The sequence below is a fragment of the Streptomyces sp. NPDC088097 genome, assembly GCF_044741845.1.
Taxonomy (GTDB): Bacteria; Actinomycetota; Actinomycetes; order Streptomycetales; family Streptomycetaceae; genus Streptomyces.
Genome location: NZ_JBIUTJ010000008.1, coordinates 144,756 through 170,415 on the forward strand (window position 1 = coordinate 144,756; position 25,660 = coordinate 170,415).

At 74.0% G+C, this 25,660-nt stretch carries 13 protein-coding genes and 3 pseudogenes; 11 read left to right on the forward strand and 5 right to left on the reverse strand.

All coding sequences use genetic code 11. From position 1 onward, the window contains the following. Positions 1-10: 10 nt before the first annotated feature. The 8 genes and pseudogenes from ACIOD1_RS23115 to ACIOD1_RS23150 all read left to right on the forward strand — a co-directional run. Positions 11-964 carry a TauD/TfdA family dioxygenase gene (locus ACIOD1_RS23115; protein ID WP_365622488.1) on the forward strand — a complete coding sequence of 318 codons (954 nt, stop codon included), beginning with the start codon at positions 11-13 and terminating at the stop codon, positions 962-964. Beyond that, positions 961-1,707, forward strand: coding sequence for a thioesterase II family protein (locus ACIOD1_RS23120; protein WP_401904335.1), 747 nt, complete (start codon positions 961-963; stop codon positions 1,705-1,707). Before ACIOD1_RS23115 ends, ACIOD1_RS23120 begins: the two co-directional genes overlap by 4 nt. Before the next feature lie 29 nt (positions 1,708-1,736). Beyond that, on the forward strand, positions 1,737-1,961 hold the full coding sequence (locus ACIOD1_RS23125; RefSeq protein ID WP_365622492.1) for an MbtH family protein: 225 nt from the start codon (positions 1,737-1,739) through the stop codon (positions 1,959-1,961). Beyond that, the gene (locus ACIOD1_RS23130; protein WP_401904338.1) at positions 1,954-11,196 is read left to right on the forward strand and encodes an amino acid adenylation domain-containing protein; all 9,243 of its coding nucleotides are present in this window, start codon (positions 1,954-1,956) and stop codon (positions 11,194-11,196) included. The genes ACIOD1_RS23125 and ACIOD1_RS23130 overlap by 8 nt, the downstream gene beginning before the upstream one ends. 64 nt (positions 11,197-11,260) lie before the next feature. Continuing rightward, complete coding sequence (locus tag ACIOD1_RS23135; protein ID WP_365622496.1) at positions 11,261-12,076, forward strand: ABC transporter ATP-binding protein; 816 nt, start codon at positions 11,261-11,263, stop codon at positions 12,074-12,076. After that, entirely contained in the window at positions 12,076-14,046 is a 1,971-nt protein-coding gene (locus ACIOD1_RS23140; RefSeq protein ID WP_401904340.1) for an FtsX-like permease family protein, read from the forward strand. The genes ACIOD1_RS23135 and ACIOD1_RS23140 overlap by 1 nt, the downstream gene beginning before the upstream one ends. 78 nt (positions 14,047-14,124) lie before the next feature. Next, a pseudogene (locus ACIOD1_RS23145) lies at positions 14,125-15,111 on the forward strand (hydroxyacid dehydrogenase); the annotation flags it as partial. A gap of 94 nt (positions 15,112-15,205) precedes the next feature. Next, positions 15,206-15,520: pseudogene (locus tag ACIOD1_RS23150) on the forward strand (chorismate mutase); the annotation flags it as partial. Positions 15,521-15,590: 70 nt separating this feature from the next. Here ACIOD1_RS23150 and ACIOD1_RS23155 read toward each other — a convergent pair. Next, on the reverse strand, positions 15,591-17,627 hold the full coding sequence (locus ACIOD1_RS23155) for a BTAD domain-containing putative transcriptional regulator (protein WP_401904341.1): 2,037 nt from the start codon (positions 17,625-17,627) through the stop codon (positions 15,591-15,593). Between the two features lie 213 nt (positions 17,628-17,840). Between ACIOD1_RS23155 and ACIOD1_RS23160 the strand changes: the two genes are divergently transcribed. Then, entirely contained in the window at positions 17,841-18,113 is a 273-nt protein-coding gene (locus tag ACIOD1_RS23160; protein ID WP_365622502.1) for a hypothetical protein, read from the forward strand. Positions 18,114-18,224: 111 nt separating this feature from the next. Here the strand turns inward: ACIOD1_RS23160 and ACIOD1_RS23165 are convergent, their stop codons facing one another. Beyond that, positions 18,225-21,167 (reverse strand): BTAD domain-containing putative transcriptional regulator, encoded by a 2,943-nt coding sequence (locus ACIOD1_RS23165; RefSeq protein WP_365622504.1) that lies wholly within the window; start codon positions 21,165-21,167, stop codon positions 18,225-18,227. 308 nt (positions 21,168-21,475) lie between these two features. Here ACIOD1_RS23165 and ACIOD1_RS23170 point away from each other — a divergent pair, with 308 nt between their 5' ends. After that, complete coding sequence (locus tag ACIOD1_RS23170; protein ID WP_401904344.1) at positions 21,476-21,952, forward strand: phospholipase; 477 nt, start codon at positions 21,476-21,478, stop codon at positions 21,950-21,952. A 210-nt stretch (positions 21,953-22,162) separates the two neighbouring features. Here the strand turns inward: ACIOD1_RS23170 and ACIOD1_RS23175 are convergent. Next, positions 22,163-23,023 (reverse strand): annotated as a pseudogene (locus ACIOD1_RS23175) (erythromycin esterase family protein); the annotation flags it as partial. 165 nt (positions 23,024-23,188) lie between these two features. Here ACIOD1_RS23175 and ACIOD1_RS23180 point away from each other — a divergent pair. Further along, a complete protein-coding gene (locus ACIOD1_RS23180) occupies positions 23,189-23,782 on the forward strand; it encodes an NAD(P)H-dependent oxidoreductase (RefSeq protein ID WP_365622508.1) in 594 nt (197 codons plus the stop codon). A gap of 99 nt (positions 23,783-23,881) precedes the next feature. Here the strand turns inward: ACIOD1_RS23180 and ACIOD1_RS23185 are convergent, their stop codons facing one another. Then, positions 23,882-24,670, reverse strand: coding sequence for an ABC transporter permease (locus ACIOD1_RS23185; RefSeq protein ID WP_365622510.1), 789 nt, complete (start codon positions 24,668-24,670; stop codon positions 23,882-23,884). Continuing rightward, positions 24,667-25,647, reverse strand: a complete 981-nt coding sequence (locus tag ACIOD1_RS23190; protein WP_401904347.1) for an ATP-binding cassette domain-containing protein — start codon at positions 25,645-25,647, stop codon at positions 24,667-24,669. Before ACIOD1_RS23190 ends, ACIOD1_RS23185 begins: the two co-directional genes overlap by 4 nt. Between the last annotated feature and the right edge of the window lie 13 nt (positions 25,648-25,660).

A 25,660-nucleotide genomic window follows, 5' to 3' on the forward strand; every position in this document is an offset into this window, starting at 1 on the left:
GGAGAGACAGATGACCGCGCAGACACTTGCCTTCGCCGTGGAGCGCGAGAGCGGCAGCCCCGGCATCGTCGAGCTGATCGGCAAGGAGTCGGCACACCTGCGCGAGAAGCTGCGCACGCACGGCGCCCTGCTGCTGCGCGGCTTCGACGTCGGTGGTGTGGACGGCTTCGCCGACGTCGTACGGGCGCTGTCCGGGGAGCCGCTGAAGTACTCCGAGCGTTCCTCCCCGCGCTCCACCATCAAGGGCAACGTCTACACCTCGACGGACTACCCGCCGGACGAGGAGATCTTCCTGCACACCGAGAACTCGTACCAGGCCTCCTGGCCGCAGGTCCTCTACTTCCACTGCGTGCGCGAGGCCGAGACGCTGGGGGCGACCCCGTTGGCGGACACCCGCGAGGTGCTGCGGCGGATCGACCCGACCGTCCTGGAGGAGTTCGAGCGCCGCGGCTGGATGGTCGTGCGCAACTTCCACGAGGGCTTCGGCGTCGACTGGCGGCACGTCTTCAACACCGAGGACCGCGCTGAGGTCGAGGCCAACTGCCGTGCGAAGGCATTGGAGTTCGAGTGGAAGCCGGACGGCGGCCTGCGCACGCGCGGCGTCCGCCGGGCGGTGCACGTCCACCCCGTGACCGGTGAGCGGGTCTGGTTCAACCACATCACCTTCTTCCACCACACCACGCTGGCGCCCGACGTCCGCGAGGGCCTGCTGGAGCTGTTCGGCGCCGGCGACCTGCCGAGCGACACGTTCTACGGCGACGGCGGGGCGATCCCGGACGAGGTCACCGCCCACCTGCGGGAGTGCTACCGGGCCGCCTCGACCCGCTTCGACTACCGCGCCGACGACATCCTCGTCGTCGACAACATGCTGGCCGCGCACGGCCGCGAGCCGTTCACGGGGCCGCGCCGGATCGCCGTCGCGATGGCCGAGCCGTACGCCCCGGCCGAGCGGGTGACGGCGTGAGCACCTGGTTCCGCACCTTCGTGCCGCGCCCCGCCGCGCGGCTGCGGCTGATCTGCTTCCCGCACGCCGGGGGCGCCGCCAGCGCCTACCGGGGGTGGGCCGAGATGCTGCCCCCGTCGATCGAGGTCACGGCGGTCCAGTACCCGGGCCGACAGGACCGCATCATGGTGGAACAGGCCCCCGACATGGACACCCTGGTCCGTGAGGCGACCGCCGAGATCGAACCGTTCCTCGACCGGCCGGTGGCCTTCTTCGGGCACAGCATGGGCGCCACCGTCGCCTACGAGGTGGCCCGCTCCCTGCCGCGCGCGCTGCGCCCCGCGCTGGTCCACTTCTTCGCCTCGGCCCGCAAGGCCCCGGACGACTGCGCGCCCCTGGCCCCGGAGTTCCGCGGCGACGAGGGCATGCTGCGCTACGTCACCGGCCTCGGAGGCAACGCGGGCATGCTGCTCGCCCACGAGGAGCTGCGCGAGCTGGCCCTGTTCGTGCTGCGCGGCGACTTCCACCTCATCGACACCTACACCCACCGCCCCGGCGCCCCGCTGACCTGCCCGGTGACCGCGATATCCGGCTCGTACGACGCCGCCTGCACGCGCGCCGACGCCGCGGCCTGGGAGCGGTACACGACCGGCGCCTTCGACCTGCGCGAGCTGAACGGCGGCCACTTCTACCTGGAGAGCGCACCGGAAGGACTGATGGCGCTGCTCGCCGACACGCTCGCCCCGGCCCCGGCCGCCCACTGACGTCCACCACACCCCAAGGAGCTCTCCCGATGGCGAACAACCCCTTCGACGACCAGGACGGCGTCTTCCACGTCCTGGTCAACGGCGAGGAGCAGTACTCCCTCTGGCCGGCGTTCGCCGAGGTTCCCGAGGGGTGGACGGTGGCGCTGCCCGAGGCCGGGCGGGCCGCGTGCGTGGACTTCGTCAACACCCGTTGGACCGACCTGCGGCCGTTGGGCCTGCGCGAGCCGGTGGCGGGGCCGAACCATGGCTGACCTCGGCGGGCGCCTGGCGCTCTCGGCCGCCCAGCGCGGCATCTGGTTCGCCCACGACCTGGACCCGACCGGCCGGCGATACAACGTCGCCGAGTACAAGGAGGTCCGCGGGCCGCTCGACCCGGAACTGCTCCGCGCCTCCTGGTACCGGCTGGCCGCCGAGGCGGACATCCTGCGCGTGGCCCGGATCGAGCGGGACGACAGCGGACTGTGGCAGGTGCTGGACCCCGAGCCGGGCGGGCGCGCGCTGCGCCTGCTCGACCTGAGCGACGCCGCCGACCCCCTGGCGAGCGCCCGGGCCTGGATGGACGAGGACCTGGCGACGCCGGTGGACCTGGCGGCCGGGAACCTCTACACCGTCGCCCTGCTCCGGCTGGCCCCCGAGCACTTCCTCTACTACCAGCGCTACCACCACATCATCCTGGACGGGATGTCCGCCGCCCTGCTCGACGCCCGGCTCACCGAGCTGTACGTGCGGGCACTGGCCGGCGCCGCCTGGGAGCCCGGTCCCTTCGGGAGCCTGGCCGAGGTGCTGGCGGAGGACGCCGCCTACCGGCTCTCGCCGGCCGCCGCCGAGGACGGCGCCCACTGGGCGCGAAGGCTCGCGGGGCTGCGGGACACACCGCGCCTGGCGGAGGGCGCGGGCGGGGAACGGCCCGCCGCTGGAGCGCCGTTCGTGCGGCGCAGCGTACGGCTGACGGCGCCGCAGGCGCGGCGGGTGCGCGAGGTGGCGCGGTCCGCCCGGGCGCCCTGGTCGATGCTGATGATCGCGCTGGTGGCGGCGTACGTGCACCGGGTGTCCGGCCAGGGCGAGCTGGTGCTCGGCCTGCCGGTGACCGGCCGCACCACGGAACTGACCCGCCGCACGCCCGCCATGACCTCGAACGTCGTGCCGCTGCGGCTCGCGGTCCGCCCCGAGCTGCGGATCGGCGAGCTGGTGGCCGCCGTCCGCTCCGAGGTGCGCGCCGCGCTGGCGCACCAGCTGCCGCGCTACGAGGACCTGTGCCGGGAGGTGTCCGGCGGGGACTCGGGCCGCCGGATCGCGGCCCCGATGGTCAACATCATGGCGTTCGCCCCGGACCTGGGCTTCCTGGGACAGCCGGGTGTGCAGCACAACCTCAGCAACGGTCCCGTCGACGACCTGTCGATCGGGATCTACGACCTGGGCGAGGAGGAGGGGCTGCGGATCGACTTCGACGCCGCTCCCGACGCCTGCGACATCGACGCGGCGGCGGCCCACCAGGACCGTTTCCTGAACTTCGTGCACGCCGCGCTGGAGGAGCCCGGGGCGGCCGTCGGCCGGCTGGAGCTGGTGGGCGAGCAGGAGCGCCGGGAGTTGATCGTCGGCTGCAACGCTCCCGACGCCGAGGTGCCCGCCGAGGACCGCACGCTGGCCGCGCTCTTCGAGGAGCGGGCGGCCCTGCATCCCGACCGCACCGCCGTCACCCACGGCTCCGAGTCGCTGACGTACGCGCGGTTGGAGGAGCGGGCCAACCGGCTCGCCCGGCTGCTAGCCGCCCGCGGCGCCGGCCCCGAGGGCTACGTGGCGGTCGCGCTGGAGCGCTCCGCCGAGCTGGTGACGGCGCTGCTCGCCGTGGTCAAGGCGGGTGCGGGCTACGTGCCGCTCGATCCGCACTACCCGGCCGACCGGCTCGCCTACATGATGGAGGACGCCGCCCCGGCCCTGGTGATCACCACCATGGCGGGTGTGGCCGGGCTGCCGACGACCTCGGTGCCGGTGCTCGTCCTGGACGCGCCGGAGACGCTGGCCGCGCTGGCCGGGGCCGATCCGGGCCCGCTCGTGGACGGCGACCGGACGGCCGCGCTGACGCCCGGCAACCCGGCGTACGTCATCTACACCTCCGGCTCCACCGGTCGCCCCAAGGGCGTGGTGATCCCGCACCGCAACGTGGTGCGGCTGTTCACGGCGACCCGGCACTGGTTCGACTTCGGGCCCGAGGACGTGTGGACGCTGTTCCACAGCTACGCCTTCGACTTCTCCGTGTGGGAGCTGTGGGGTCCGCTGCTGTACGGGGGCCGGCTGGTCGTCGTACCGCACGCGGTGAGCCGCTCGCCGCAGGAGTTCCTGACCCTGCTCGCCGAGGAGCGGGTGACGGTCCTCAACCAGACGCCGTCGGCGTTCTACCAGCTGATGCGGGCCGACGCCGACCATCCCGTCGGTGAACTGGCCCTGCGCCGGGTGGTGTTCGGCGGTGAGGCCCTGGACCTGGCCCGGCTGGCGCCCTGGCAGCGGGCCCACCCGGAGGCCGTGCTCGTCAACATGTACGGCATCACCGAGACGACCGTGCACGTCAGCCACCTCGCGCTCGACGAGGACGCGACGGCGGGCCAGACCCGCAGTCTCATCGGCCGGCCCATCCCCGACCTCGCGATCTACGTCCTCGACTCGGCGCTGCGACCGTCCCCGGTCGGCGAGCGCGGCGAGATGTACGTGGCGGGCGCCGGCCTGGCCCGCGGCTACCTCGGCCGCCCCGACCTGTCCGCCGACCGGTTCGTCGCCGACCCCTTCGGGGAGCCCGGCACCCGCATGTACCGCACCGGCGACCTCGCCCGCCGGCTCGCCGGTGGCGCCCTGGAGTACCTGGGCCGGTCCGACCACCAGGTCAAGATCCGCGGCTTCCGCATCGAACTCGGCGAGATCGAGGCCGCCCTGCTCGCGGTGGCGCGGGTGGCGAGCGGCGCGGTCGTCGTCCGCGAGGACCGCCCCGGCGACAAGCGTCTGGTCGCCTACGTGGTGCCCGCGCCCGGCGCCGCCTTCGCCGACGGCGAGCTGCGCGCCGCGCTGGGCGCGGTGTTGCCCGCGCACATGGTGCCGGCCGCCTTCGTCACGCTGGACGCGTTGCCGCTGACGGCGAACGGGAAGCTCGACACCCGGTCCCTGCCCGCCCCCGCCGTCGCCGGCTCGGGCGCGGGGCGCGCGCCGCGCACCCCGCGCGAGGAGGTGCTGTGCGCGCTGTTCGCCGAGGTGATCGGGGTGGCGCGGGCGGGCGCCGACGATTCGTTCTTCGATCTGGGCGGTGACAGCATCATGGCCATCCAGCTGGTGTCGCAGGCCCGTCGGGCGGGGCTGGTGCTCAGTCCGCGCGAGGTGTTCGGGCTGCGTACGCCGGCGGCGCTGGCCGAGGCCGCGACCGAGGTGGAAGCCGCACCGGTGGAGGCCGAGGGAGCGGGTCTGGGCGAACTGCCGCTGACCCCGGTGATGCGCTGGGCGGACGGCCTCGGCGGTCCGCTGGACGGCTACAACCAGTCGATGGTGTTGCGGGTGCCGGCGGCGCTGACCCACGAGGGGCTCGTGGACTGCGTACGGGCCCTGCTGGACCGGCACGACGCGCTGCGGGCCCACCGCACCGACGAGACGCTGGTCGTGGGCCCGCCCGGGTCGGTCGACGCGGCGGCGCTCGTGCGCCGGGTGGACGCGGGCGGGCTGGACGGGGCGGCGCTGGACGCGCTGGCGGATGCCGAGGGTCGGGCCGCGCTCGCCACGCTCGCGCCGCGCGAGCCGGGCGGCACGGTGCGCGTCGTGTGGTGCGACCGGGGGCCCGCCGAGGCGGGTCTGCTGGTCCTGGTCCTCCACCACTTGGTGGTCGACGGCGTGTCCTGGCGGGTGCTGGCCCCGGACCTGGAGCGGGCCTGGGCGGCGGTGTCGCGGGGCCAGACCCCTCGGCCGGATCCGGTCGGCACCTCGCTGCGCACCTGGGCCCACCGCCTCGCTCAGGCGGCGCTCTCGCCGGAGCGCGAGGCCGAACTCCCCTACTGGAGCGCGGTGTTGTCCGCCGATGCGGCGCCCGTCGCGGATCGCGCGCTCGACCCGCGGACGGACACGCTGGAGACGGCGGACCGGCTGACCCTGCGGCTGCCCGCCGAGGTGACGCACGCCCTGCTGACGGCGGTGCCGGCCGCGTTCCACGCCGAGGTCAACGACGTGCTGCTGACCGCGTTCGCGCTGGCGTACCGGCGCTGGCGGGGCGACGACCGGCCGGTGCTGCTCGACCTGGAGGGTCACGGCCGCGAGGACGCGGCGGTCCCCGGCGCCGACCTGTCGCGCACCGTGGGCTGGTTCACCAGCATGTACCCGGTCCTGCTGGACGCCGCCGGCGTCCCCGGCGCGGACCTCGACCCGGGCTCCGGCGCGGACTTCGACCTCGACCCGGGCGCCGCCCTGAAGGCCGTCAAGGAGCAGCTGCGGGCCGTCCCCGGCAAGGGCGTCGGCTTCGGCATGCTGCGCCGGCTCAACCCGCGCGGCGCCGAACGGCTGGCCCCGCTCGGCGCCCCCGAGATCGGTTTCAACTACCTGGGCCGCTTCGCCGCACCCGGCGCCCACGCCGACTGGGCGGTGGTCCCGCGCCTCGGGGACGGCATCCCGGGCGGGCTGCCGGACATGCCGCTGGGGCACGCCCTGGAGCTCAACGCCCTGACCCAGGACGGGCCGGACGGTCCCGAGCTGGTGGCCGGCTGGAGCTGGGCCCGCGGGCTCCTCGGCGAGCAGGAGGTGGCCGAGCTGGCCGCCCTGTGGTTCGACGCCCTGCGGGCGCTGGCCCGAGACGGCTCCCGTCCGGGAGCGGGCGGCCGCTCGCCCTCGGACGTGGCCCCGGCCGCGCCGACCCAGCGCGAGATCGAGCTGCTGGAGCGCCGCAGGCCCGGCCTCGCGGACATCCTGCCGCTGTCCCCGCTCCAGGAGGGCCTGCTCTTCCACAGCCTCCAGGCCGGCGAGGGGGGCGAGGGCGACGTCTACACCGCCCAGTTGTGGCTCGGTCTGAACGGTCCGCTCGACGCGGACCGGCTGCGCCGCGCCGCCCGCGATCTGCTCGCCCGCCACCCCCACCTGGGCGCCGAGTTCCACCACGAGGGCCTGGGCCGGCCGGTGCAGGTCGTGCCGGGCGCCGTCGAACCGCCCTGGTTCGAGGTGGACCTCACGGACCTGCCGCCCGAGGAGCGCCTCCCCGGCGCCGACGCGCTGGCCGCCGCCGAGCGGTCCGTCGGCTTCACCCCGGACGAGGGGCCGCTGCTGCGCTTCACCCTGGTGCGCACCGGCCCCGACGCCCACCGGCTGCTGCTGACCAACCACCACCTGCTGCTCGACGGCTGGTCCATGCCGGTGCTGGTGCGGGAGCTGCTGAGCCTGTACGGGGCGGACTCCGGGCCGTCGCCCCTGGCGCGGGTGCGCCCGTACCGCGCCTTCCTCACCCATCTGGCCGACGTCGACGGGCAGGCCGCGCGGGCCGCCTGGAGCGAGGCACTCGCCGGGGTCGAGGAGCCCACGCTGGTGCGCCCGGCGGATCCCGGGCGCGCACCGACGGTGCCCGAGCGACTGGAGTTCGGGCTGCCCGCGCCGGTGTCCGACGCGCTCGCCGGGTGGGCCCGCACGGCGGGGCTGACCCTGAACACGGTGCTCCAGGGCGCCTGGGCGCTGGTCCTGGCCCGGCTGACCGGGCGCGACGACGTGGTCTTCGGCTCGACCGTCTCCGGGCGTCCGCCGGAGCTGCCCGACGTCGAGTCGATGGTCGGCCTGTTCATCAACACCGTTCCGGTCCGGCTGCGTCTGGACGGCGCCGAGTCCCTCGGGGCGATGCTGGAGCGGATGCAGCGCGAGCAGTCGGCGCTCCTGGGCCACCAGCACCTGGGGCTCGCCGAGATCCAGCAGGTCACCGGCGTGGGCGCGCTGTTCGACACGGCGATGGTCTTCGAGAACTATCCGCTGGACGTCTCCGCGCTGGCCGCGGCCACCGCCGGTTCGGGGCTGGTCCTCGACGGGGTGGACGGCCATGACGCGGTGCACTACACGCTGGGCATGGTCGCCCGGCCCGGCCCCGACGGGCTGCGCTTCCGGCTGGACCACCAGGGCGACCTGCTGGACGCCGAGCAGGCCCGCGGGGTCGCCGACCGGCTGCTACGGGTGCTCACCGCGTTCGCGGAGCGCCCCGGCACCCCGGTCGGCCGGCTCGACGTCCTGTCCCCCGCCGAGCGGGGGCGGCTGTTGGTCGAGTGGAACGACAGCGACGTGCCCGCCGCGGGCCGCCACTTCACGATCCCGGGGCTCTTCGAGGCCCAGGTGGCCCGTACTCCGGACGCGGTCGCGCTGGTGCACGGGGACACGGAGCTGACGTACCGCGAGCTGAACACCCGCGCCAACCGGCTCGCCCGGCTGCTGGTGCGGCGGGGGGCGGGCCCCGAGCAGTTCGTAGCCGTCGCGCTGCACCGGTCGGTGGAGCTGGTGGTGACGCAGCTGGCCGTGCTCAAGGCGGGCGCCGCGTTCGTGCCGCTCGACCCGGGCTACCCGGCCGACCGGCTCGCGTACATGCTGGCCGACTCCGCTCCCGCGCTGGTCGTCACGAGCGGCGAGGTGGCCGCCGGCGGGCTGCCGCGGTGCGCGGCTCCCGTGCTGCTGGTCGACCGCGCCGACCACGGCCGGTACTCGGGCCGGGGTCTGACCGTGGCCCGCCACGCGGACCGCCCGGCCTACGTCATCTACACCTCGGGCTCCACCGGCCGCCCCAAGGGGGTGGTGGTCACCCACCGCGGCGTCGCCTCCATGGTGGCCGGGCAGCGGGCGGGTCTGGGCGTCACCCCGGACAGCCGGGTGCTGCTCTTCGCCTCGCCGAGTTTCGACGCGGCGGTGTGGGAGCTGTGCATGGCCCTGCTGACCGGGGCCCGCGCGGTCCTCGGCGACGCGGACCGGCTGTTGCCCGGCCCGACGCTGGCCGCGCTGATCGCCGAGCACGGGGTCACGCACGTGACCCTGCCGCCGTCGGCGTTGCCGGTGATGCCCGAGGACGCGCTGCCGCCCGGCTCCACGCTGGTGGTGGCGGGCGAGGCCACGGCCCCCGATCTGGTGGACCGGTGGTCGCGGGGGCGTCGGATGGTCAACGCGTACGGTCCGACCGAGTCCACGGTCTGCGCCAGCATGAGCGACCCGCTGACCGGGCCGGTCCTCGCGCCGATCGGCCGCCCGATCCCCAACACCCGCCTGTACGTGCTCGATCCGCACCTCCAGCCGGTGCCGGCCGGCGCTCCCGGCGAGCTGTACCTGGCCGGGTCGGGTCTGGCCCGCGGCTACCTGGGCCGTCCGGACCTGACGGCGGACCGATTCGTCGCCGACCCCTTCGGGGAGCCCGGCTCGCGCATGTACCGCACCGGCGACCTCGCCCGGTGGCGGGCCGACGGCACCCTGGACTACCTGGGCCGCACCGACCACCAGGTCAAGATCCGCGGGTTCCGGATCGAGCCCGGCGAGATCGAGTCGGCGCTGACCGCGCACCCCGGCGTCGAACGGGCCGCCGTACTGGTCCGGGAGGACCGGCCGGGCGCCAAGAGGCTCGTGGCGTACGTGGTCGGGGAGGACGTCGGGGCCCCGGCCCTGCGCGCCTTCCTGGGGGCCTCGCTGCCCGACTACATGGTCCCGTCCGCGTTCGTGGCGCTCCCGGAGCTCCCCCTGACCGCCAACGGCAAGGTGGACCGCAAGGCACTGCCCGCGCCGCGGTCCGCGTCCGCCGAGGGCGGCCGGGCGCCCGCCACGCCCCGCGAGGCCCTGCTGTGCGCGCTGTTCGCGGAGGTCCTGGGCGTCCCGGGGGCCTCGGGGATCGCGGGGGCCGACGACTCCTTCTTCGACCTGGGCGGCGACAGCATCACCGCGATCCGGCTCGTCTCCCGGGCCCGGTCCGAGGGGCTCTCGCTCACCGTGCGGGACGTGTTCGTCCAGCGCACGCCCGCCGCGCTGGCCTCCGTGGCCGCGGAGGTGGGTCGGGAGGAGCGGCCCGTGGACTCCCCCTGGCTCGACGGGCCCTTCCCCGGCCTGGAGGAGGAGACCGCCCTGCTGAAGAGGTCCGACCCGGACCTCGTCGACGTACTGCCGATCACCCCGCTCCAGGAGGGCTTCCTCTTCCACGCCCTGCTCACCGGGGACGACGGCGACGAGCCCGACGTCTACACCACGCAGCTCGCCCTCGACCTGGACGGGCCGCTCGACGCGGACGCCCTGCGCGCGGCGGCCGAGCGGCTGATGGCCCGGCAGCCGGCCCTGCGGGTCGGGTTCCGGCACGACACCGAGCGGCCGGTCCAGGTGGTCCACGCGAAGGTGGCGCTGCCCTGGCTGTCGGCCGACCTCGGCGCCCACGAGGACGCCGAGGCACGGGCCCGCGAACTGGCCCGCGGCGAGCGCCGGCGCAGCTTCGACCTGGCCGCCCCGCCGCTCCTGCGGGTGCTGCTGATCGCCCTGCCGGGCGGGCGCCACCGGCTGGTCCTGACGGCCCACCACATCCTCTGGGACGGCTGGTCGGTGCCGGTGCTGGTCGAGGAGCTGTTCACCCTGTACGCCGAACGCGACGCGGCCTCCTCCCTGCCCGCGCCGCCCCCGCTGCGCGCCTACCTGGCCTGGCTCGACGGGCGGGACCGCGTCGCGGCGGAGTCCGCCTGGCGGGCCGCCCTGGCGGGGCCGGTGGCCCCCACCCTGGTCGCCCCCGAGGTCGCCGAGGAGGAGCCCCGGGAACAGGAGTCGGTCCGGGTGGAGCTGTCGGCGGAGCTGACCGCCCGGCTCCACGCGGGGCTCCGGTCCGCCGGGGTCACCCTGTCCACGGCGGTCCAGGCCGCCTGGGCACTGGTCCTGGCCCGGCACACGGGCCGTGACGACGTGGTCTTCGGCTCGACGGTCTCCGGGCGGACCCCGGAGGTGCCCGGCATCGAGCGGATGGTCGGCAACTTCATCAACACCCTGCCCGTACGGGTCCGGTTGGATCCGGCGGAGCCGCTGGGCGCCCTGCTCACCCGCGTCCAGGAGGAACAGACCGCCCTGCTGCCCCACCACCACCTCGGGCTCGGCCACGTGCAGCGGCTGACGGGGGGCGGGCCGCTCTTCGACACCACGACCGTCGTCAAGAACACCCCGCTGGACGCCGGCACGCTGCTGGGCCGGGCCGGCGCGACGGACGGGCTGCGGCTGGCCGGAGGGGACAGCGAGGACGCCACGCACTACCCGCTGCGGATGCAGGCGGTGCCGGGGCTCGACGACAGCAGGCTGGGACTGCACCTCGGGTACCTTCCTCAGGTCTACCGGCAGGACCGGGCGCAGGACCTCCTGGACCGGATGACGCGGATCCTGGAGGCGGTCGCCGACGCGAGGCAAACCCCGGTGGGCCGGCTCGAACAGCCGGCTCCCGGGGACGTCCTCGGGGAAGAAAGGACCGGGCCGCAGGATCTGCCGGCCCCCCGGGGTGGGTACTGAACCAGGCCGAACGAGGCGACGGTCCACCCCACCCGTACGAGATCACTTGATAGGTGTTGAGGAAATGCACGACAACCAGTTAGTCAGGCTCGAAGAGGTCAGCCGCTGCTACGCGGCCGGTTCGGCGGCGCAGGTGCGCGCCCTCGACGGGATCTCGGTGACGTTCGAACAGGGCACCTTCACCGCGGTGATGGGCCCGTCGGGCTCGGGCAAGAGCACCCTCCTGCAGTGCGCCGCCGGCCTGGACCGCCCCGATTCGGGACGCGTCGTCGTGGACGGCGTCGACCTGGGCCCGCTGCGCGAGAAGGCCCTCACCGAGCTGCGCCGGGACCGGATCGGCTTCGTCTTCCAGGCCTTCAACCTGCTGGGCGCGCTCAGCGCCGAGCAGAACGTGGGGCTGCCGCTGCGGCTGGCCGGCCGCCGTCCGGATCCGGCCGAGGTGCGGGCGGCGCTCGGGCGGGTCGGGCTCGGCGAACGCGCCGGGCACCTGCCCTCGCAGATGTCCGGTGGCCAGCAGCAACGCGTGGCCATCGCCCGGGCCCTGATCACCCGCCCGAAGGTGCTGTTCGCCGACGAGCCGACGGGCGCCCTGGACAGCAGCTCCAGCAAGACCGTCCTGAAGCTGCTGCGCGGCCTGGTCGACGAGCAGGGCCAGACCACGATCATGGTCACCCACGACCCGGTGGCCGCCTCCTACGCGGACCGCGTCGTCTTCCTCGTCGACGGCCGCGTGACCGACGAGATGCACCGGCCGACCGCCCGACGGGTGGCCGAGCACATGGCGCGGCTGGAGGACGACCCGGAAGCCGATCCGCAGGCCGGTCCGCGAGCCGATCCGCGCCCCGCCGCGGAGCCGGCCCGGATCGACGGTGGCCGCTGATGGGCATCTCGCTCCTGCTGCCGGTGGCCGCGGCCACCCTGCGCAAGCGGTGGCTCGGCTTCGCCGGTTCCTTCGTCGCGCTCACCCTGGGCGTTGCCCTGATCGCCGCGACGGGGTTGCTCGTCAGCACGTCGGCCGGTCTGCAGAACGACGACCCGTCGGCGCCGTCCCTGAAGAAGCTGCTCACCTTCATGGCGGGCATGTCCGGCTTCGTGTCGGTGTTCGTCGTCGCCTCGACGTTCGCTTTCGCGGTCGCGGGGCGGCGTCGGGAGACGGCGCTCCTGCGGGCGGTCGGCGCGACCCCGCGCCAGGTCCGGCTGCTCGTGCTCGGCGAGGCGGTCGTCGTCTCGCTGGCCGCCTCGGTCTGCGGGGCCCTCCTGGGCCTGGCCGTGGCGCCGCTGTTCGCCCGCTGGCTGGTCTCGCGGGGGGCGGCGCCCGAGGGCTTCACCGTGGAGATCAGCGCGGGGCCGCTGCTGGTGGCCGCCGCCGTCGAGGTGGCGGTGGCGGTGGTCGGCGCCTACGCGGCGGCCCGCCGGGCCGGCCGGGTGCGTCCGGTGGAGGCGCTGGGGGACGCCGCGGTCGACGGGAAGGTGATGACCCTCGGCCGCTGGCTGTGGGCCGTCGGCTATCTGCTGGTGTTCGCGACCGTGCTGGTCCTGTTCACCACCATGCCGCCCGGGATGGACCAGGACCCGCAGCTGCGCGATCCGCAGAACATGCCCGTCTGGTCGCTCCTGATCGACGTCATGGCCATCATGGCGGTGGCCCTGTTCGCGCCGCTGCTGGTCCCCGCGCTGGTGCGGCTGCTGACGCTGCCGGTGCTGCCGGCGTCCGGCGCGGTGGGCCTGCTGGCCCGGCAGAACGCCCTGGCGGCGGTGCGGCGCACGGTCTCCACGGCGACCCCGATGTTCCTGGTGATCGGCCTGACGGGCACGGTGGTCGGCTCGACGCTGACCTTCGGGGACGCGCGGACCGTCCAGTCGCGGGAGGCGCTGCGGGCCTCGTACGTCGTCGAACCCATCGGCGGCTCCACCCTGACCCCGGACACCGTGGAGCGGTTGCGCGCCCTGCCCGGGGTGGGCACGACCACGGTCCGCACGACCTGGTTGAACGGGCTGGACGGCGGTTCCGGTTCGGGTTCCGGGGCCGCGGCCTCGGGCACGATCGCCGCGACCGCGGTGGACGGGGACGCCGCCGCCACCTGGAAACTCCCCACCGAGGCGGGCTCGTTGGACGCCCTGCGGGGCTCCTCCGTCGCCGTCTCCCGTTCGCTGGCCGAGGCCAACGGCTGGCAGGTCGGCGACCGGCTGACCACCACCCTGGACGACGGGACCTCGGTGACCCTCGCCGTGGTCGCCCTGGTCAAGACGCCGCTGAGCCTGGCGGAGGTGCTCCTGCCGTACGCGGTCGTGGCCGGGCACCTGAACGACGAACCCCGGCCCACCGCCGCCTTCCTCACCGCCCCGGCCGGGCTCCCGGCACCGGCCGCGGTCCCGGGGGCCGAGGTCACCGCGGCGGCGGCGTGGGGCGGGGACGACGATCCCCGGTCCCGTTCCGACTGGATCGCCATGATCGCGATCCTGGGTCCGGCCCTGCTCTACGCCCTGATCGCGATCGTCAACACGATGATGATGTCCACCGGCGACCGGCTGCGGGACTTCTCCACCCTCCGGCTCACCGGCGGCAACGACCGCCAGGTGCTGTCCATGGTGGGGGTCGAGGCGCTGCTGACGGCCGCGACCGCCACGGCGCTGGCCCTGCTGGTCACCACCGGCACCCAGGCCGCCACCCTGTTGCTGATCGGGAACCGGATCCTGGAGTCCGGTCCCTCGCTCCCCCTGAGCCTGCCCTGGACCGCGATCGGCGCCGCCGCCGTCGCCGGCCTCGGTCTCGCCCTCGTCTCCAGTCTCGTGCCCGCCCGGATCGCGCTGCGCGCCCGGGCCCTGGACCTGGCCGCCGCCCGTCAGTGAGGCCTCCCGCACGACGCACGTCGCCCGGCGGCGTGTGCGCACCCACCCGAGTCGAACCGATCCGAAAGAGGACCGACGATGAGCTTCGCCGTGCTCGCCCCCCTCCGCGCCACCGAGGCGCCCCCCGTCCGAAGAGCGACCGTCCTGCTGGCCGAAGAGCTGTCGCCGGCCACCGTCGCGGCGCTCGGCACCGAGGTCGAGGTGCGCCGCTGCGACGGCACGGACCGCCCCGCGCTGTTCGCCGCGCTCGCCGACGCCGACGCGGTGCTCGTGCGCTCCGCCACCACCATGGACGCCGAGGCCATCGCCGCCGCGCCCCGGCTGCGGGTGATCGCCCGCGCCGGCATCGGCCTCGACAACGTGGATGTGGCGGCGGCCACCGCCGCGGGCGTCCTGGTCGTCAACGCGCCCACCTCCAACATCGTCAGCGCCGCCGAGCACGCCATCGCGCTGCTCCTCGCCGTGGCCCGCAACGTGGCACCCGCCGACGCCTCGCTGCGGGCGGGCCGGTGGCAGCGGGCCCGCTTCACCGGCGTGGAGCTGTCGGGGAAGGTCCTCGGGATCGTCGGCCTCGGCCGCATCGGCTCCCTGGTCGCCTCCCGGATGGCCGCCTTCGGGATGGAACTGGTGGCCTACGACCCCTACGCGGACGAGGCCTCGGCCGCGCGGGCCGGGGTGCGGCTGGTGCCGCTGGACACCCTGCTGTCCCTGAGCGACTTCCTCACCGTCCACCTGCCCAGGACCCCCGAGACCGTCGGCCTGATCGACGCCGCGGCGATGACCCTGATGAAGCCGGGGGTGCGGCTGGTGAACGCCGCGCGCGGCGGCATCGTCGACGAGCACGCCCTGTACGAGGCGCTGGTCGAGGGCCGGATCGCGGGGGCCGCCCTGGACGTCTTCGCGACCGAACCGTGCACCGACTCCCCGCTGTTCGGCCTGGACAACGTGGTGGCGACCCCGCACCTGGGCGCCGGGACGGTCGAGGCCCAGGAGAAGGCGGGGACCTCGGTGGCCGCGTCCGTGCTGCTCGCCCTGGCGGGCGAGCCGGTACCCGACGCCGTCAACGGCTGACCCGGTCGCCCACCAGGCCCCGCACGTCCGCACGTCTGTACGTCCGTCCGTTCCGTCCGTCCGTTCCGTCCGTCCACCCCACCGGGAGAACGCCATGAGCTCGTCCACCCTCACGACCGTCGCGCCCGTCTCCGCCGACGAGGTCATCGCCGGCCTGCGCGACTCCATCGACGTCCTCGACGCGGAGATCCTGCACCTGCTGGAGCGCCGCCACGGGCTCTCCGAGGCCGTCCAGAGCGCCCGGATCTCGGCCGGTGGCCGCCGGACCGAGCTGGGCCGGGAGAACGTCGTCATCCGCCGCTACGCCGATCGCCTCGGGCGTCCCGGCGGCACGATGGCCATGGCCGTACTGGAGTTCTGCCGCGGGTCGATGGCGGTGCGCGCGGGCAACGCCCCGCGCTGAACGTGCCGGGGCGCACGGACGGGCCCCCCTTCCCCGGAGCGAACTCCGGGGAAGGGGGGCCCGTCCGTCGTCAGCCGGCCTGCGCGAGCGTGGCCCGTACGGGGCGCTCCACCGGCAGCGACTGGACGTGGAGCAGGACCAGCGGGTGGAAGTGGAAGGCGTGGGCGGACGGGCCGCCCAGGACGCCGGGCGAGCGGACCGGCTCCAGGAGGGCGCCGTCGGCGAGGCGTTCCACCAGGTCCTCGGCCCGCCGGACGGGCAGTCCGAGGACGGTGGCGGCGGAGGCGGCGGAGAAGGGCCGCGCGCCGAGCACGGAGAGCCGGGCCAGCAGCTCGCGGCTCTCGGTGTCGGTGCGGCGCAGCCAGCCCGCGAGGGAGCCGGCCACGTCCAGCTCGCCGAAGGCGAGTTCCTCCAGGCGGGTGGGCTCGTCGGCCAGCCGTTGTGCCAGGCGCGCCACCGACCAGTGCGGGCGGGCGGCGAGGCGGGCTCCGGCGATGCGCAGGGCGAGGGGCATCCCGGCGCAGTGCTCCACGATCAGCCGGGCGGCGGCCGGTTCGGCGGTGGTGCGGGCCCGTCCGGCCGTCGCGGTGAGCAGGGCGAGGGACTCGGCGGCGTTCATCGGGCCGAGGGCGAGCGTGAGCGGCCCGGTCTCGACGGCGAGGTGGACGTGTCCGACGACCAGGGCCGCGGCGTGCGGCCCGGCGGGCAGGAGCGGGGCGATCTCGGCGCCGTCGGGGGCGTTGTCCAGGAGGACGAGGAGGCGACGGCCCGCGGTGCGGGTGCGGTAGATGCGTACGAGTTCCTCCAGGTCGTGGACGGCGGACTCGGGCGCCGGCGTGCCGAGGGCGCGCAGGAAGCGGGCCAGGACGCCGCGCGGGTCCTTGGGGGCGCCGTCGGGCCCGGTCAGGTCGGCGTACAGCTGCCCGTCGGCGAACTCCTCCCGGGCGGCGTGGGCCGCGTGGACGGCGAGGGCCGTCTTGCCGATGCCCGCCATGCCGGTGATCAGGCAGCGGCGGGGGCCGGCGGGCTCACCGGGGCCGGCGGGGGCGGCGAGGACGCGGCGCAGCGCGGCCAGTTCGCGGGCCCGGCCGGTGAAGCCGGCGATGTCGGGGGGCGGCATGAAGGGCGCGGCCCCGGCCGGAGCGCCCTCGGTGGAGGTGGCCCGAGGGGCGTCGGCCCAGGTGGCCGCGGTTTCGCCACGCACCGGGCGCACGGCGCCGGCGGGCTCCGGACTCCGGGGGCCCGGTACCCGGGCGTGGGCGGGGGCGGCCCCGGGGTCGGTGGCGCCCTGAGGTCCGCGGGCCGCCCGCGCTCCGGCGGGGGCGGGGGCGGCGGACAGCGAGGCGGTGGCGCGCCGGACGGTCTGCGGGTCGAGGTCCAGGGTGGCGCAGAGCAGGGCCTGGTGGGCGGCCTTCAGCCCGCTGCCGGGGTCGACCCCCAGCTCGTCGGCGAGGACCGAGCGGCCCTCGTGGAAGACGTGGAGGGCGTCGGCCTGGCGTCCGCACCGGTACAGGGCGGTCATCAGCTGGGCGCGCATCCGCTCGCGCAGGGGGAAATCGGCCACCAGCCGGGTCAGTTCGGCGACGATCTCCGGGTGCCTTCCGAGGGCGAGATCGGCTTCCATCCGGTTTTCCAGAGTGGCGGCGCGCTCCTCCTCCCATTGCGGAATTTCTTCCTCCGCGAGGAATTCGGTGACATTCACCAACATGGGCCCCTGCCACAATTCCAGCGCGCCCCGCAGGAGGCCGGCGGCTTCGGCGTAGCGGTGTTCCTGGAGTGCCTGGCGGCCGGTTCGGTCGAGTCGCTCGTATTCGAGGATGTCCACACGGCTCGTACCTGTTTTGATGGCGTATCCGGGTGCGCGGCGCTCCAGGGTGACCTCGGGTTCGAGGAGCTTGCGCAGCCGCGAGACGTAGGTGTAGATCTGCGCGCTCATCGTGGCGGGCGGATCGGCTCCCCACAGCAGCCGGCTGAGGCGGGTGTCGGGCACCACCCGGCCGCGGGCCAGCAGGAGGGCGGCGAGGAGGGTGTGCATCTTCGTTCCCGAGAGCGCGACGCGCGCGCCCTCGCGGGTGGCCTCAACCGGGCCAAGCAACTGGAGGTCCATGGTTTCCTGTCGACGACGGGCCGGGTGGAGGCTCTGGGCCACACGATGGCCGAAACCTCTGTCCCGTCGATGTCGAAACGATTTCAGGCCTCCGGAACCCGAAACTCCATCGGCGAAATAAGAGCAACATCGGGCCGACAGAGGCGGTTCGTAGCGTCCTTCTCATCGCCCCGGTACGGCGGCGACGAAGTGGACTTGACGAGGAGATTCCGTATGCGAAGCACCCGCACCGTTCTCGCCGGCATCATTTGCTCGGTGGCCGCCGCCGTGGCCCTCGCGGCGGGTTCTGCGGGTGAGGCGGCGGCGAGCGGGCTGCCGGTGTCGTCGACCGCCCGCGACACCCTTCAGGACGAGGTTCCGTGGACCGGCCCCAACCCGGAGGTGCCCTGGACCGGCCCGCTCCCCCACGTGGTCGACGCGGTGGTGGACGTGGTCGTGGGAACCGTCGTCGACCTGGTCGACGGCGGAGAGGTGCCCTGGACCTGATCGGCCCGGCCGATCGATCGAACAGCGCGAACGGAAGGGCCCGGTGCCGCACCGGCCGTCATGTGACGGTCCCCGCGGGCACCGGGCCCTTCCCGTTCTCGCGCGCTCGCCTCAGCCCTCCTCCAGCAGCCGGACGAGGGCCTCCGGCGGGACGGGCCCCACCGCCGCGACCACGGTGGGCAGGGCCCGGGTCACCCGGTCCCGCCAGACCGGGGCGCGCAGTTCCTCGAACACGACGCGGGCGGATTCGAGCCGGCCGACCGCGTCGGGCGCCCCGCGCACGGCGAGCGAGAAGCCGAGGTCGGCCTCGATGCGGGCCTGGAGGAAGCGGTCGCCGACCTCCTCGGCCACTTCCAGCGCCTGGAGCAGCGCGGTCTGCGAACCGTTCCAGTCGCCCTGGCGCCAGCGTGCCTCGCCGATCCCGCGCAGCGCGTGGGCCTCGCCCAGCCGGTCGCCCTCCGCGCGGGTCAGTTCCAGCACCGTCAGGCAGGTCCGCTCGGCGCCGACCGGGTCGCCGTGCAACAGCAGGGCTTCGGCCAGCCGGTAGGTGTTCTGGGTCTCGCCCCGGACGCTGCCCGCCTCCCTGCTCTTGGCGATGGCCTGCGTGCACAGCTCTATGCCCTCGGCGAGGTTGCCCCGTTCGAGTTCCAGTTGGGCGAGCAGGCCCAGTACGTGGGACTCGCCCGCGGTGTCGGCGGCCGTGCGGAACCCTTCCAGGGCCCTGCGGGCGTCGGCGGTGGCGCTTTCCAGGTCACCGGAGAAACGGGCGCACAGGGCCAGGTTGCGCAGGGTGACGGCGCGCCCGTGCACCTCGCCGATCTCGTCGAACAGGGCGAGCGAGCGCAGCAGCAGCGGCTGGGCCTGCGGGTAGTGGCGCTGGTAGATGGCCAGGGTCGCCAGGGAGCGCAGCATGGTCGCCTCGCCGAGCGCGTCGCCGGTGCGCGAGGCGGCGGCCAGGGCCTGTTCGGCGCAGGTGCGCCAGTCCTCCAGGTAGTTGTGGGCCTCGAAGAGGGTGGTGCTGTTGAGGGTCAGCCCCCAGGAGTAGCCGGCGAACCGATCGCCGGCCGCGGACTGGCTGATGACGTCGCCGAGGGCCACGCGTTCGGACTCGAACCACTCCATCGGGTCGGCGAGCAGCTCGTCCACGAGGTCGTCGGGCAGGGCCAGGGGCTTCACCCGGCCGTACGTCATGGCGTGCGTGCCGCCGTACGTGCGTTCCCGGGCCGCGTCGGCGAGGTGGAGCCAGCCGCCGTAAGCCCGTTCCAGGGCGGCCGTACGGTCCTCCTCGGTCTCCTCCGCCTGGGCGCACTCCTGGGCGAAGAGCCGGAGCAGGTCCTGGAAGCGGTAGCGGGTGGCGGGGCCGGAGGAGGCGGAGACCTCCAGGAGCTGGGTGTCGACGAGCTGTTCGATGAGGTCCTCGGCGTCGTTGATCCCGTCGGGGCCCGCGTCGATCAGGGCCGCGCCGACCCAGGAGGCGAAGTCGGGGACGTTGAGCAGGCCGAGGCGGCGGTAGAGGCGGCGGGCGGGCGGGGACAGGTCGCGGTAGCTGAGTCTGAAGCCGGCGCGCACGCCGCCCTCGCCGGGGCTGAGTTCGTCGAGCCGGCGGCGCTGGTCCTCCAGCCGGGTGACGAGGCTGCGTACGGTCCAGTGGGATTTCGCGGCGAGGCGCGCGCCGGCGATGCGCAGGGCGAGCGGCAGGCGGTCGCACAGCTCCCCCAGGCGTTCGGTGGCGCTGGGGTTGGCGGCGATCCGCTCCGCGCCGGCGACCCCGGCGAGCAGGGCGGTGGCCTCCTGCGCGGACATCGTGTTCAGGCCGATGCGCAGGACGGCGTAGTCGCCGATCAGGTCGTCCATCAGGTCGCGGCCGGTGATGATCACGCAGCAGCGGCCGTTGCCCGGGAGCAGTGGCCGGATCTGGCGGAAGGAGCGGGCGTTGTCGAGCACGATCAGGACGCGCTTGCCGCCGAGCACGCTGCGGTAGAGGGAGGCCCGGTCGCCGGGATCGGCGGGGATCTGGGGGCCCGGGACGCCGAGGTCGCGCAGGAAGCGATCGAGGGTGGTGGCGGGCGAGACGGGCTCGTACGTCTCGTCGTAGCCGCGCAGGTCGGTGAAGAGCTGGCCGTCGGGGAACCGGGCGGCGATCTGGTTGGCCCACTGGACGGCCAGGGCGGTCTTGCCGACCCCTCCTATGCCGCTGATGGCGGCCATGGTGAGCGGCGACTGGCCGAGGCGTTCGTCGAGCATCCGGTCCAAGGCGCTCAGTTCCTTGGCGCGGCCGGTGAAGGAGGCGGAGGCGGCGGGCAACTGGGCGGCGATGTGGGTGGCGGGGGCGGGGGTGGGGTCGGCGGGCGGTTGGGTGAGTTCGGGGGAGTCGCTGAGCACGAGGTCGTGCAGGCCCTGGAGGACGGGTCCGGGCTCGATGCCCAGTTCGTCGACGAGGAGCCGACGGCCCTCGCGGAAGACGGCGAGGGCGTCGGCCCGGCGGCCGGACCGGTACTGGGCGAGCATCAGGTGGGCGCGGGCCTGTTCGCGCAGCGGGTTCTCCACGACCAGGGTGTAGAGCTCGGGGATCAGGGCCCGGTGGCGGCCGAGCTGGAGGCGCAGGCCGGCGTACTCCTCGCGGACGTCCAGGCGCAGTTCCTCCAGGCGGGAGGCCTCCTGCTCGACGCGGGGGCCGGTGACCCCCTCCAGCGCGCGTCCGCGCCACAGGGAGAGGGCCTCGGCGTAGCGGTCGCAGGCCTCGGCGCTCTTGCCGCTGCGGGAGAGTTCGCGGGCCTGGAGGACCGCGTCGTCGAAGGCGACGGAGTCGATGCGGTGGTCGACCGGGTTGAGGACGTAGCCGGGGTGCGAGGTGGTGATCAGGGGGGCGCCGGTGTCCTTGAAGACCCGGCGCAGGCCGGCGACGCAGATGGCGATCTGGTTGCGGGCCGTGGTGGGGGCGCCGCCCGGCCACACGGCGTCGATGAGGCTGTCCACGGAGACGATGCGGCCGGGCGACAGCAGCAGCATGGTGAGGACCGTCCGCTGTCGGGCTCCCCCCAGATGGACCGACATTCCGTCGATTTGTACGTCGAGTGGTCCTAACAGACTGAATACAAACTCTCGCATCGCTGCGATCCCCCCGGGTGTTTGCGTTGTGCCGGTTTCCCCGACGCACCTGCCAATGTGACCAGTTACCGGCTGGTAGATCCACTTCAGATGATCACACCGGGCCGATCCCGGGCATTGCCCTCGTCGAACATCCGCATGTGGTGCAAAGAGATTCCGTATAGCCGCAGAGGGGTTCCGTAATATTCCGGTCTTCCAGTCTGATGTGCATCGGCGCCGGAGGATTCCCGGCGCACTGTCGCAGGAGGAACCCGATGCGCCGTCAACTCACCGCCGTCACCGCAGCCTTGGTGGCCGGAATAGTCGCCCTGGCCACCCCCGCCTCGGCCGCCCCGGCCGACAAGCCGCAGGTCCTGAGCGGTTGGACGCAGTCCGGCACGGCGAGCTACAACTCCTGGGTGTCCGCGCGCGGGAGCCAGGGCAGCTGGTCGGCCTACGGGTTCGACTGGTCGACCGACTACTGCTCGTCCTCCCCGGACAACCCGTTCGGATTCCCCTTCCAGACGGCCTGCGCCCGCCACGACTTCGGGTACCGCAACTACAAGGCGGCCGGATCGTTCAGCGCGAACAAGCCCCGGCTCGACGACGCCTTCTACTCCGACCTCAAGCGCGTGTGCTCCGCCTACACGGGCGCGAAGCGCACCTCCTGCGACTCCACCGCCTGGACGTACTACCAGGCCGTCAAGGTCCTCGGGAACTCGCCGGCCGTCGACAGCGGCGCCTCCGTCTGACCCCGCGCCCACTGACCTGGCGCCCTCCGACCCCGGGCCCACTGACCCCGGGCCGAGCGGACCCGCCGATCGTCCCGGGCCCCGCCGGCCGTCCGGGACGATCGCCGCGTTCCTCACGCGGAGCCCAACGGGGCGGAGGCCGGCTCCGTGCTCGTGGCGCCCCTGTGGCGCGAGCCCCGCTGGGGCGACCGGATCAGGGCCGATCGCCACGGAGACGCAGCCCGCGCCGTACCGCTGCCGCAACAGGACGCCGGTGGTGGGACGCGGACCCTGATCGGGGGTCAGGCCCAGGGCCCGGTCGGTGGCGGCGGTGTGGGCCGTGCCGTCCCAATAGACCACGCGGGCGCCGGTGCGGGCCTGCCGCTCGCCGATCGCCTCCGCCCCCACGGAGGCCTCGCCGGAGTAGTCGCCGCGCGTGGCGACGCTGCGCTCGTGGAGGTCCACGACCAACCGCATCCGTGCCAGGACACCGCCGGCGTCGGGGTCGGGCAGGGACTCGACCAGGGCGAGGGCGTCGCGGGCGTGCTCGACGAAGGGACGTCCCAGGTGCGTCCCCCGGGCGAGTCGGACGTGCTCCTCGGTGTCGTGGGCGGTCCGGATCGGGTCCAGGTGGGAGGCGAGCCGCGCCGCCGACTCCGGGGCCACGGACCGTACGTGGGCCAGGACGGCGATGTCCTCGGCCCGCGCCTGGGCGGGCTTGATCCCGACGATCCGTACGGGGTCCCCCGGGTGTTCCCGGTTGAACTCCCGGATCCACTCCAGGGCCCCGGCCATCTCGGCACTGCGCCAAGGGCTCCAGGCGCCGGCGAGGGCGCCCGCGGCCGTGCCCTCGCCGGTGGCCACGTACCGGTCGAGGCGGGCGGCGGCGCCGGCGGCCTCGTGCACGGCCGGCAGCCGGAAGCCGTGCCGGATCACCAGCAGGCGGAAGATCCGCTCGCGCACGACGAAGGTCTCGTGGGCGGACCGGGTGGCCTCCCCGATGCCGACGACCGTCGCGCCCGGGGCGAGGCCGTCGGCGATCGCGTCCAGGTCGGTGTCGGGACCGGAACCGCTCGCTGCATCTGTGCTCATGACGCCCAGGCTGGTACCTCGACCTCGACCTCGGTCGAGGTCAAGGGATCCGGGGTCCCGTCCCGGGCCTCCGATCCGGCCTTGACCTCAACCAAACTTCAGCTTTTAGGCTCAGGTCGAGTCGATCAACCGGTCGGCACCGACCGACCTCCTCGGGAGCACACCATGTCCGTCAGCCCCCTGCGCCTCGCCGTCGTCATCGGGAGCGTCCGCGAAGGGCGCTTCGGCCCCGTCGTGGCGAACTGGTTCGCCGACCGCGTCGGCGAACACCCCGAGATCGAGACGGATCTGATCGACCTGCACGAGGTCGACCTGCCCATGACCTTCCCCGCCCACGGTTCCCGGCCCACCGGGGCGACGGCCGCGGCGGCCGAGTCGCTGCGCGAACGGCTGGGCGCGGCGGACGCCTTCGTGATCGTCACGCCGGAGTACAACCACAGCTACCCCGCCTCGGTGAAGAACGTCATCGACTGGCACAACCGGGAGTGGCACGCCAAGCCCGTCGGCTTCGTCTCCTACGGCGGCATGTCCGGCGGTCTGCGCGCCGTCGAGCACCTGCGCCCGGTCTTCTCCGAGGTGCACGCGGTCACCGTCCGGGACACCGTCAGCTTCCACAACGTCTGGTCGCAGTTCGACGGGGAGGGCCGCCCCACCGATCCGGAGGCCACCGGGACCGCCGCCAAGGTGATGATCGAGCGCCTCGTGTGGTGGGCCGAGGCGCTGCGCGGGGCGCGGGCGGCGAACCCGTACTCGGTCTGAGCCCGGAGAACGCCGAAGGGGCGGCGTACGTCCGACGTGATGTCGGGGGTACGCCGCCCTCGGGCGGAGCGTCGGCGCGAGGCCTCGGGCTCACTCCGCCTACTTGGGGTCGCGCTTGAAGGAGGAGGTGGACCAGCGGTAGCCGAGGACGGTGAGGGCGATGGACCAGGCGAGGGCGAGCCAGCCGTTGTAGCCGATTTCGGTACCCAGGAGGAGGCCGCGGAGGGTTTCGATGGCGGGGGTGAAGGGCTGGTACTGGGCGATGGGCTGGAACCAGCCGGGCATGGCGTCGATGGGGGTGAAGGCGCTGGAGATCAGGGGGAGGAGGATCAGGGGCATCGCGCTGTTGCTGGCGGCTTCGGCGTTGGGGCTGACCATGCCCATGCCGACGGCGATCCAGGTCAGGGCGAGGGCGAAGAGGGCGATGAGGCCGAAGGCGGCGAGCCATTCCAGGACGGTGGCGTCGGTGGAGCGGAAGCCGATGGCGACGGCGACGATGCCGACGAGGACGACGCTGGCGATGGATTGCAGGACGCTGCCGACGACGTGTCCGATGAGGACGGATCCGCGGTGGATGTTCATGGTGCGGAAGCGGGCGATGATGCCCTCGGACATGTCGGTGGAGACGGAGACGGCGGCTCCGATGACGGTGGAGCCGATGGTCATGAGCAGGATGCCGGGGACGACGTAGGCGATGTAGGCGGAGCGGTCGGCGCCGCCGCCGAGGCCGGCGCTCATGACGCCGCCGAAGATGTAGACGAACAGCAGGAGCAGCATCACGGGGGTGAGCAGCAGGTTCAGGGTGAGGGAGGGGTAGCGGCGCGCGTGGAGGAGGTTGCGGCGCAGCATGGTGGAGGAGTCGCGTACGGCGAGGGAGAGGGAGCTCATCGGACGTTCTCCTTGGAGGGGGCGTTCTCGGTGGTCTGGGTGTTCTGGGTGGGGATCGGGGCGCCGGTGAGGGCGAAGAAGACGTCGTCGAGGTCGGGGGTGTGGACGGTGAGTTCGTCGGCTTCGATGCCGGCGGCGTCCAGGCGGTCGAGGATGGTGCGCAGGTCGCGTTGGCTGCCGTCGCTGGGGAGTTGCAGGGCGAGGGCTTCGTCGTCGCGGGTGGCGGTGGCCAGGGTGGTGGCGGCGGTGCGGTAGCTGGTGGGGTCGGTGAAGCGGAGTCGGACGTGGCCGCCGGGGATGAGGCGCTTGAGTTCGGCGGCGGTGCCTTCGGCGGCGATCTTGCCGTTGCTCAGGACGGCGATGCGGTCGGCGAGCTGGTCGGCTTCTTCGAGGTATTGGGTGGTGAGGAAGACGGTGACGCCGCCGGTGACGAGTTCGCGGATGATCTGCCACATGTTGTGGCGGGAGCGGGGGTCGAGGCCGGTGGTGGGCTCGTCGAGGAAGATGATCCGCGGGCTGCCGACCAACGTCATGGCGATGTCGAGTCGTCGTTTCATGCCGCCGGAGTAGGTGGAGGCGGGCTTCTTCGCGGCTTCGACGAGGTCGAAGCGTGCGAGGAGTTCGGCGGTGATCCGACGGCCCTCGGCCTTGGTGAGGTGGTGCAGGTCGGCCATGAGGAGCATGTTCTCCTCGCCGGTGATCAGGCCGTCGACGGCGGAGAACTGGCCGGTGACACCGATCGCCGATCGTACGGAGCGGGCGTCGGTGGCCAGTGCGTGGCCGGCGACGTGCAGTTCGCCGGCGTCGGCGGTGATGAGGGTGGAGAGGATCTTCACGGCAGTGGTCTTGCCGGCGCCGTTCGGGCCGAGCAGGGAGAAGATCGTTCCGGCGGGAACGGCCAGGTCGATGCCGTCGAGGACGGTCTTGTCACCGTAGGACTTGCGCAACCCGTGCGCCGCGATGGCCAGGTTCGTCATGGTGGGAGCTGCT

Coding starts and splice junctions, on each gene's coding strand:
- ACIOD1_RS23190 (WP_401904347.1), bottom strand. CDS start 25,647: ATGACGAACCTGGCCATCGCGGCGCACGGGTTGCGCAAGTCCTACGGT.
- ACIOD1_RS23170 (WP_401904344.1), top strand. CDS start 21,476: ATGCGCCGTCAACTCACCGCCGTCACCGCAGCCTTGGTGGCCGGAATA.
- ACIOD1_RS23165 (WP_365622504.1), bottom strand. CDS start 21,167: ATGTCGGTCCATCTGGGGGGAGCCCGACAGCGGACGGTCCTCACCATG.
- ACIOD1_RS23130 (WP_401904338.1), top strand. CDS start 1,954: ATGGCTGACCTCGGCGGGCGCCTGGCGCTCTCGGCCGCCCAGCGCGGC.
- ACIOD1_RS23160 (WP_365622502.1), top strand. CDS start 17,841: ATGCGAAGCACCCGCACCGTTCTCGCCGGCATCATTTGCTCGGTGGCC.
- ACIOD1_RS23135 (WP_365622496.1), top strand. CDS start 11,261: ATGCACGACAACCAGTTAGTCAGGCTCGAAGAGGTCAGCCGCTGCTAC.
- ACIOD1_RS23140 (WP_401904340.1), top strand. CDS start 12,076: ATGGGCATCTCGCTCCTGCTGCCGGTGGCCGCGGCCACCCTGCGCAAG.
- ACIOD1_RS23115 (WP_365622488.1), top strand. CDS start 11: ATGACCGCGCAGACACTTGCCTTCGCCGTGGAGCGCGAGAGCGGCAGC.
- ACIOD1_RS23155 (WP_401904341.1), bottom strand. CDS start 17,627: ATGGACCTCCAGTTGCTTGGCCCGGTTGAGGCCACCCGCGAGGGCGCG.
- ACIOD1_RS23180 (WP_365622508.1), top strand. CDS start 23,189: ATGTCCGTCAGCCCCCTGCGCCTCGCCGTCGTCATCGGGAGCGTCCGC.
- ACIOD1_RS23125 (WP_365622492.1), top strand. CDS start 1,737: ATGGCGAACAACCCCTTCGACGACCAGGACGGCGTCTTCCACGTCCTG.
- ACIOD1_RS23185 (WP_365622510.1), bottom strand. CDS start 24,670: ATGAGCTCCCTCTCCCTCGCCGTACGCGACTCCTCCACCATGCTGCGC.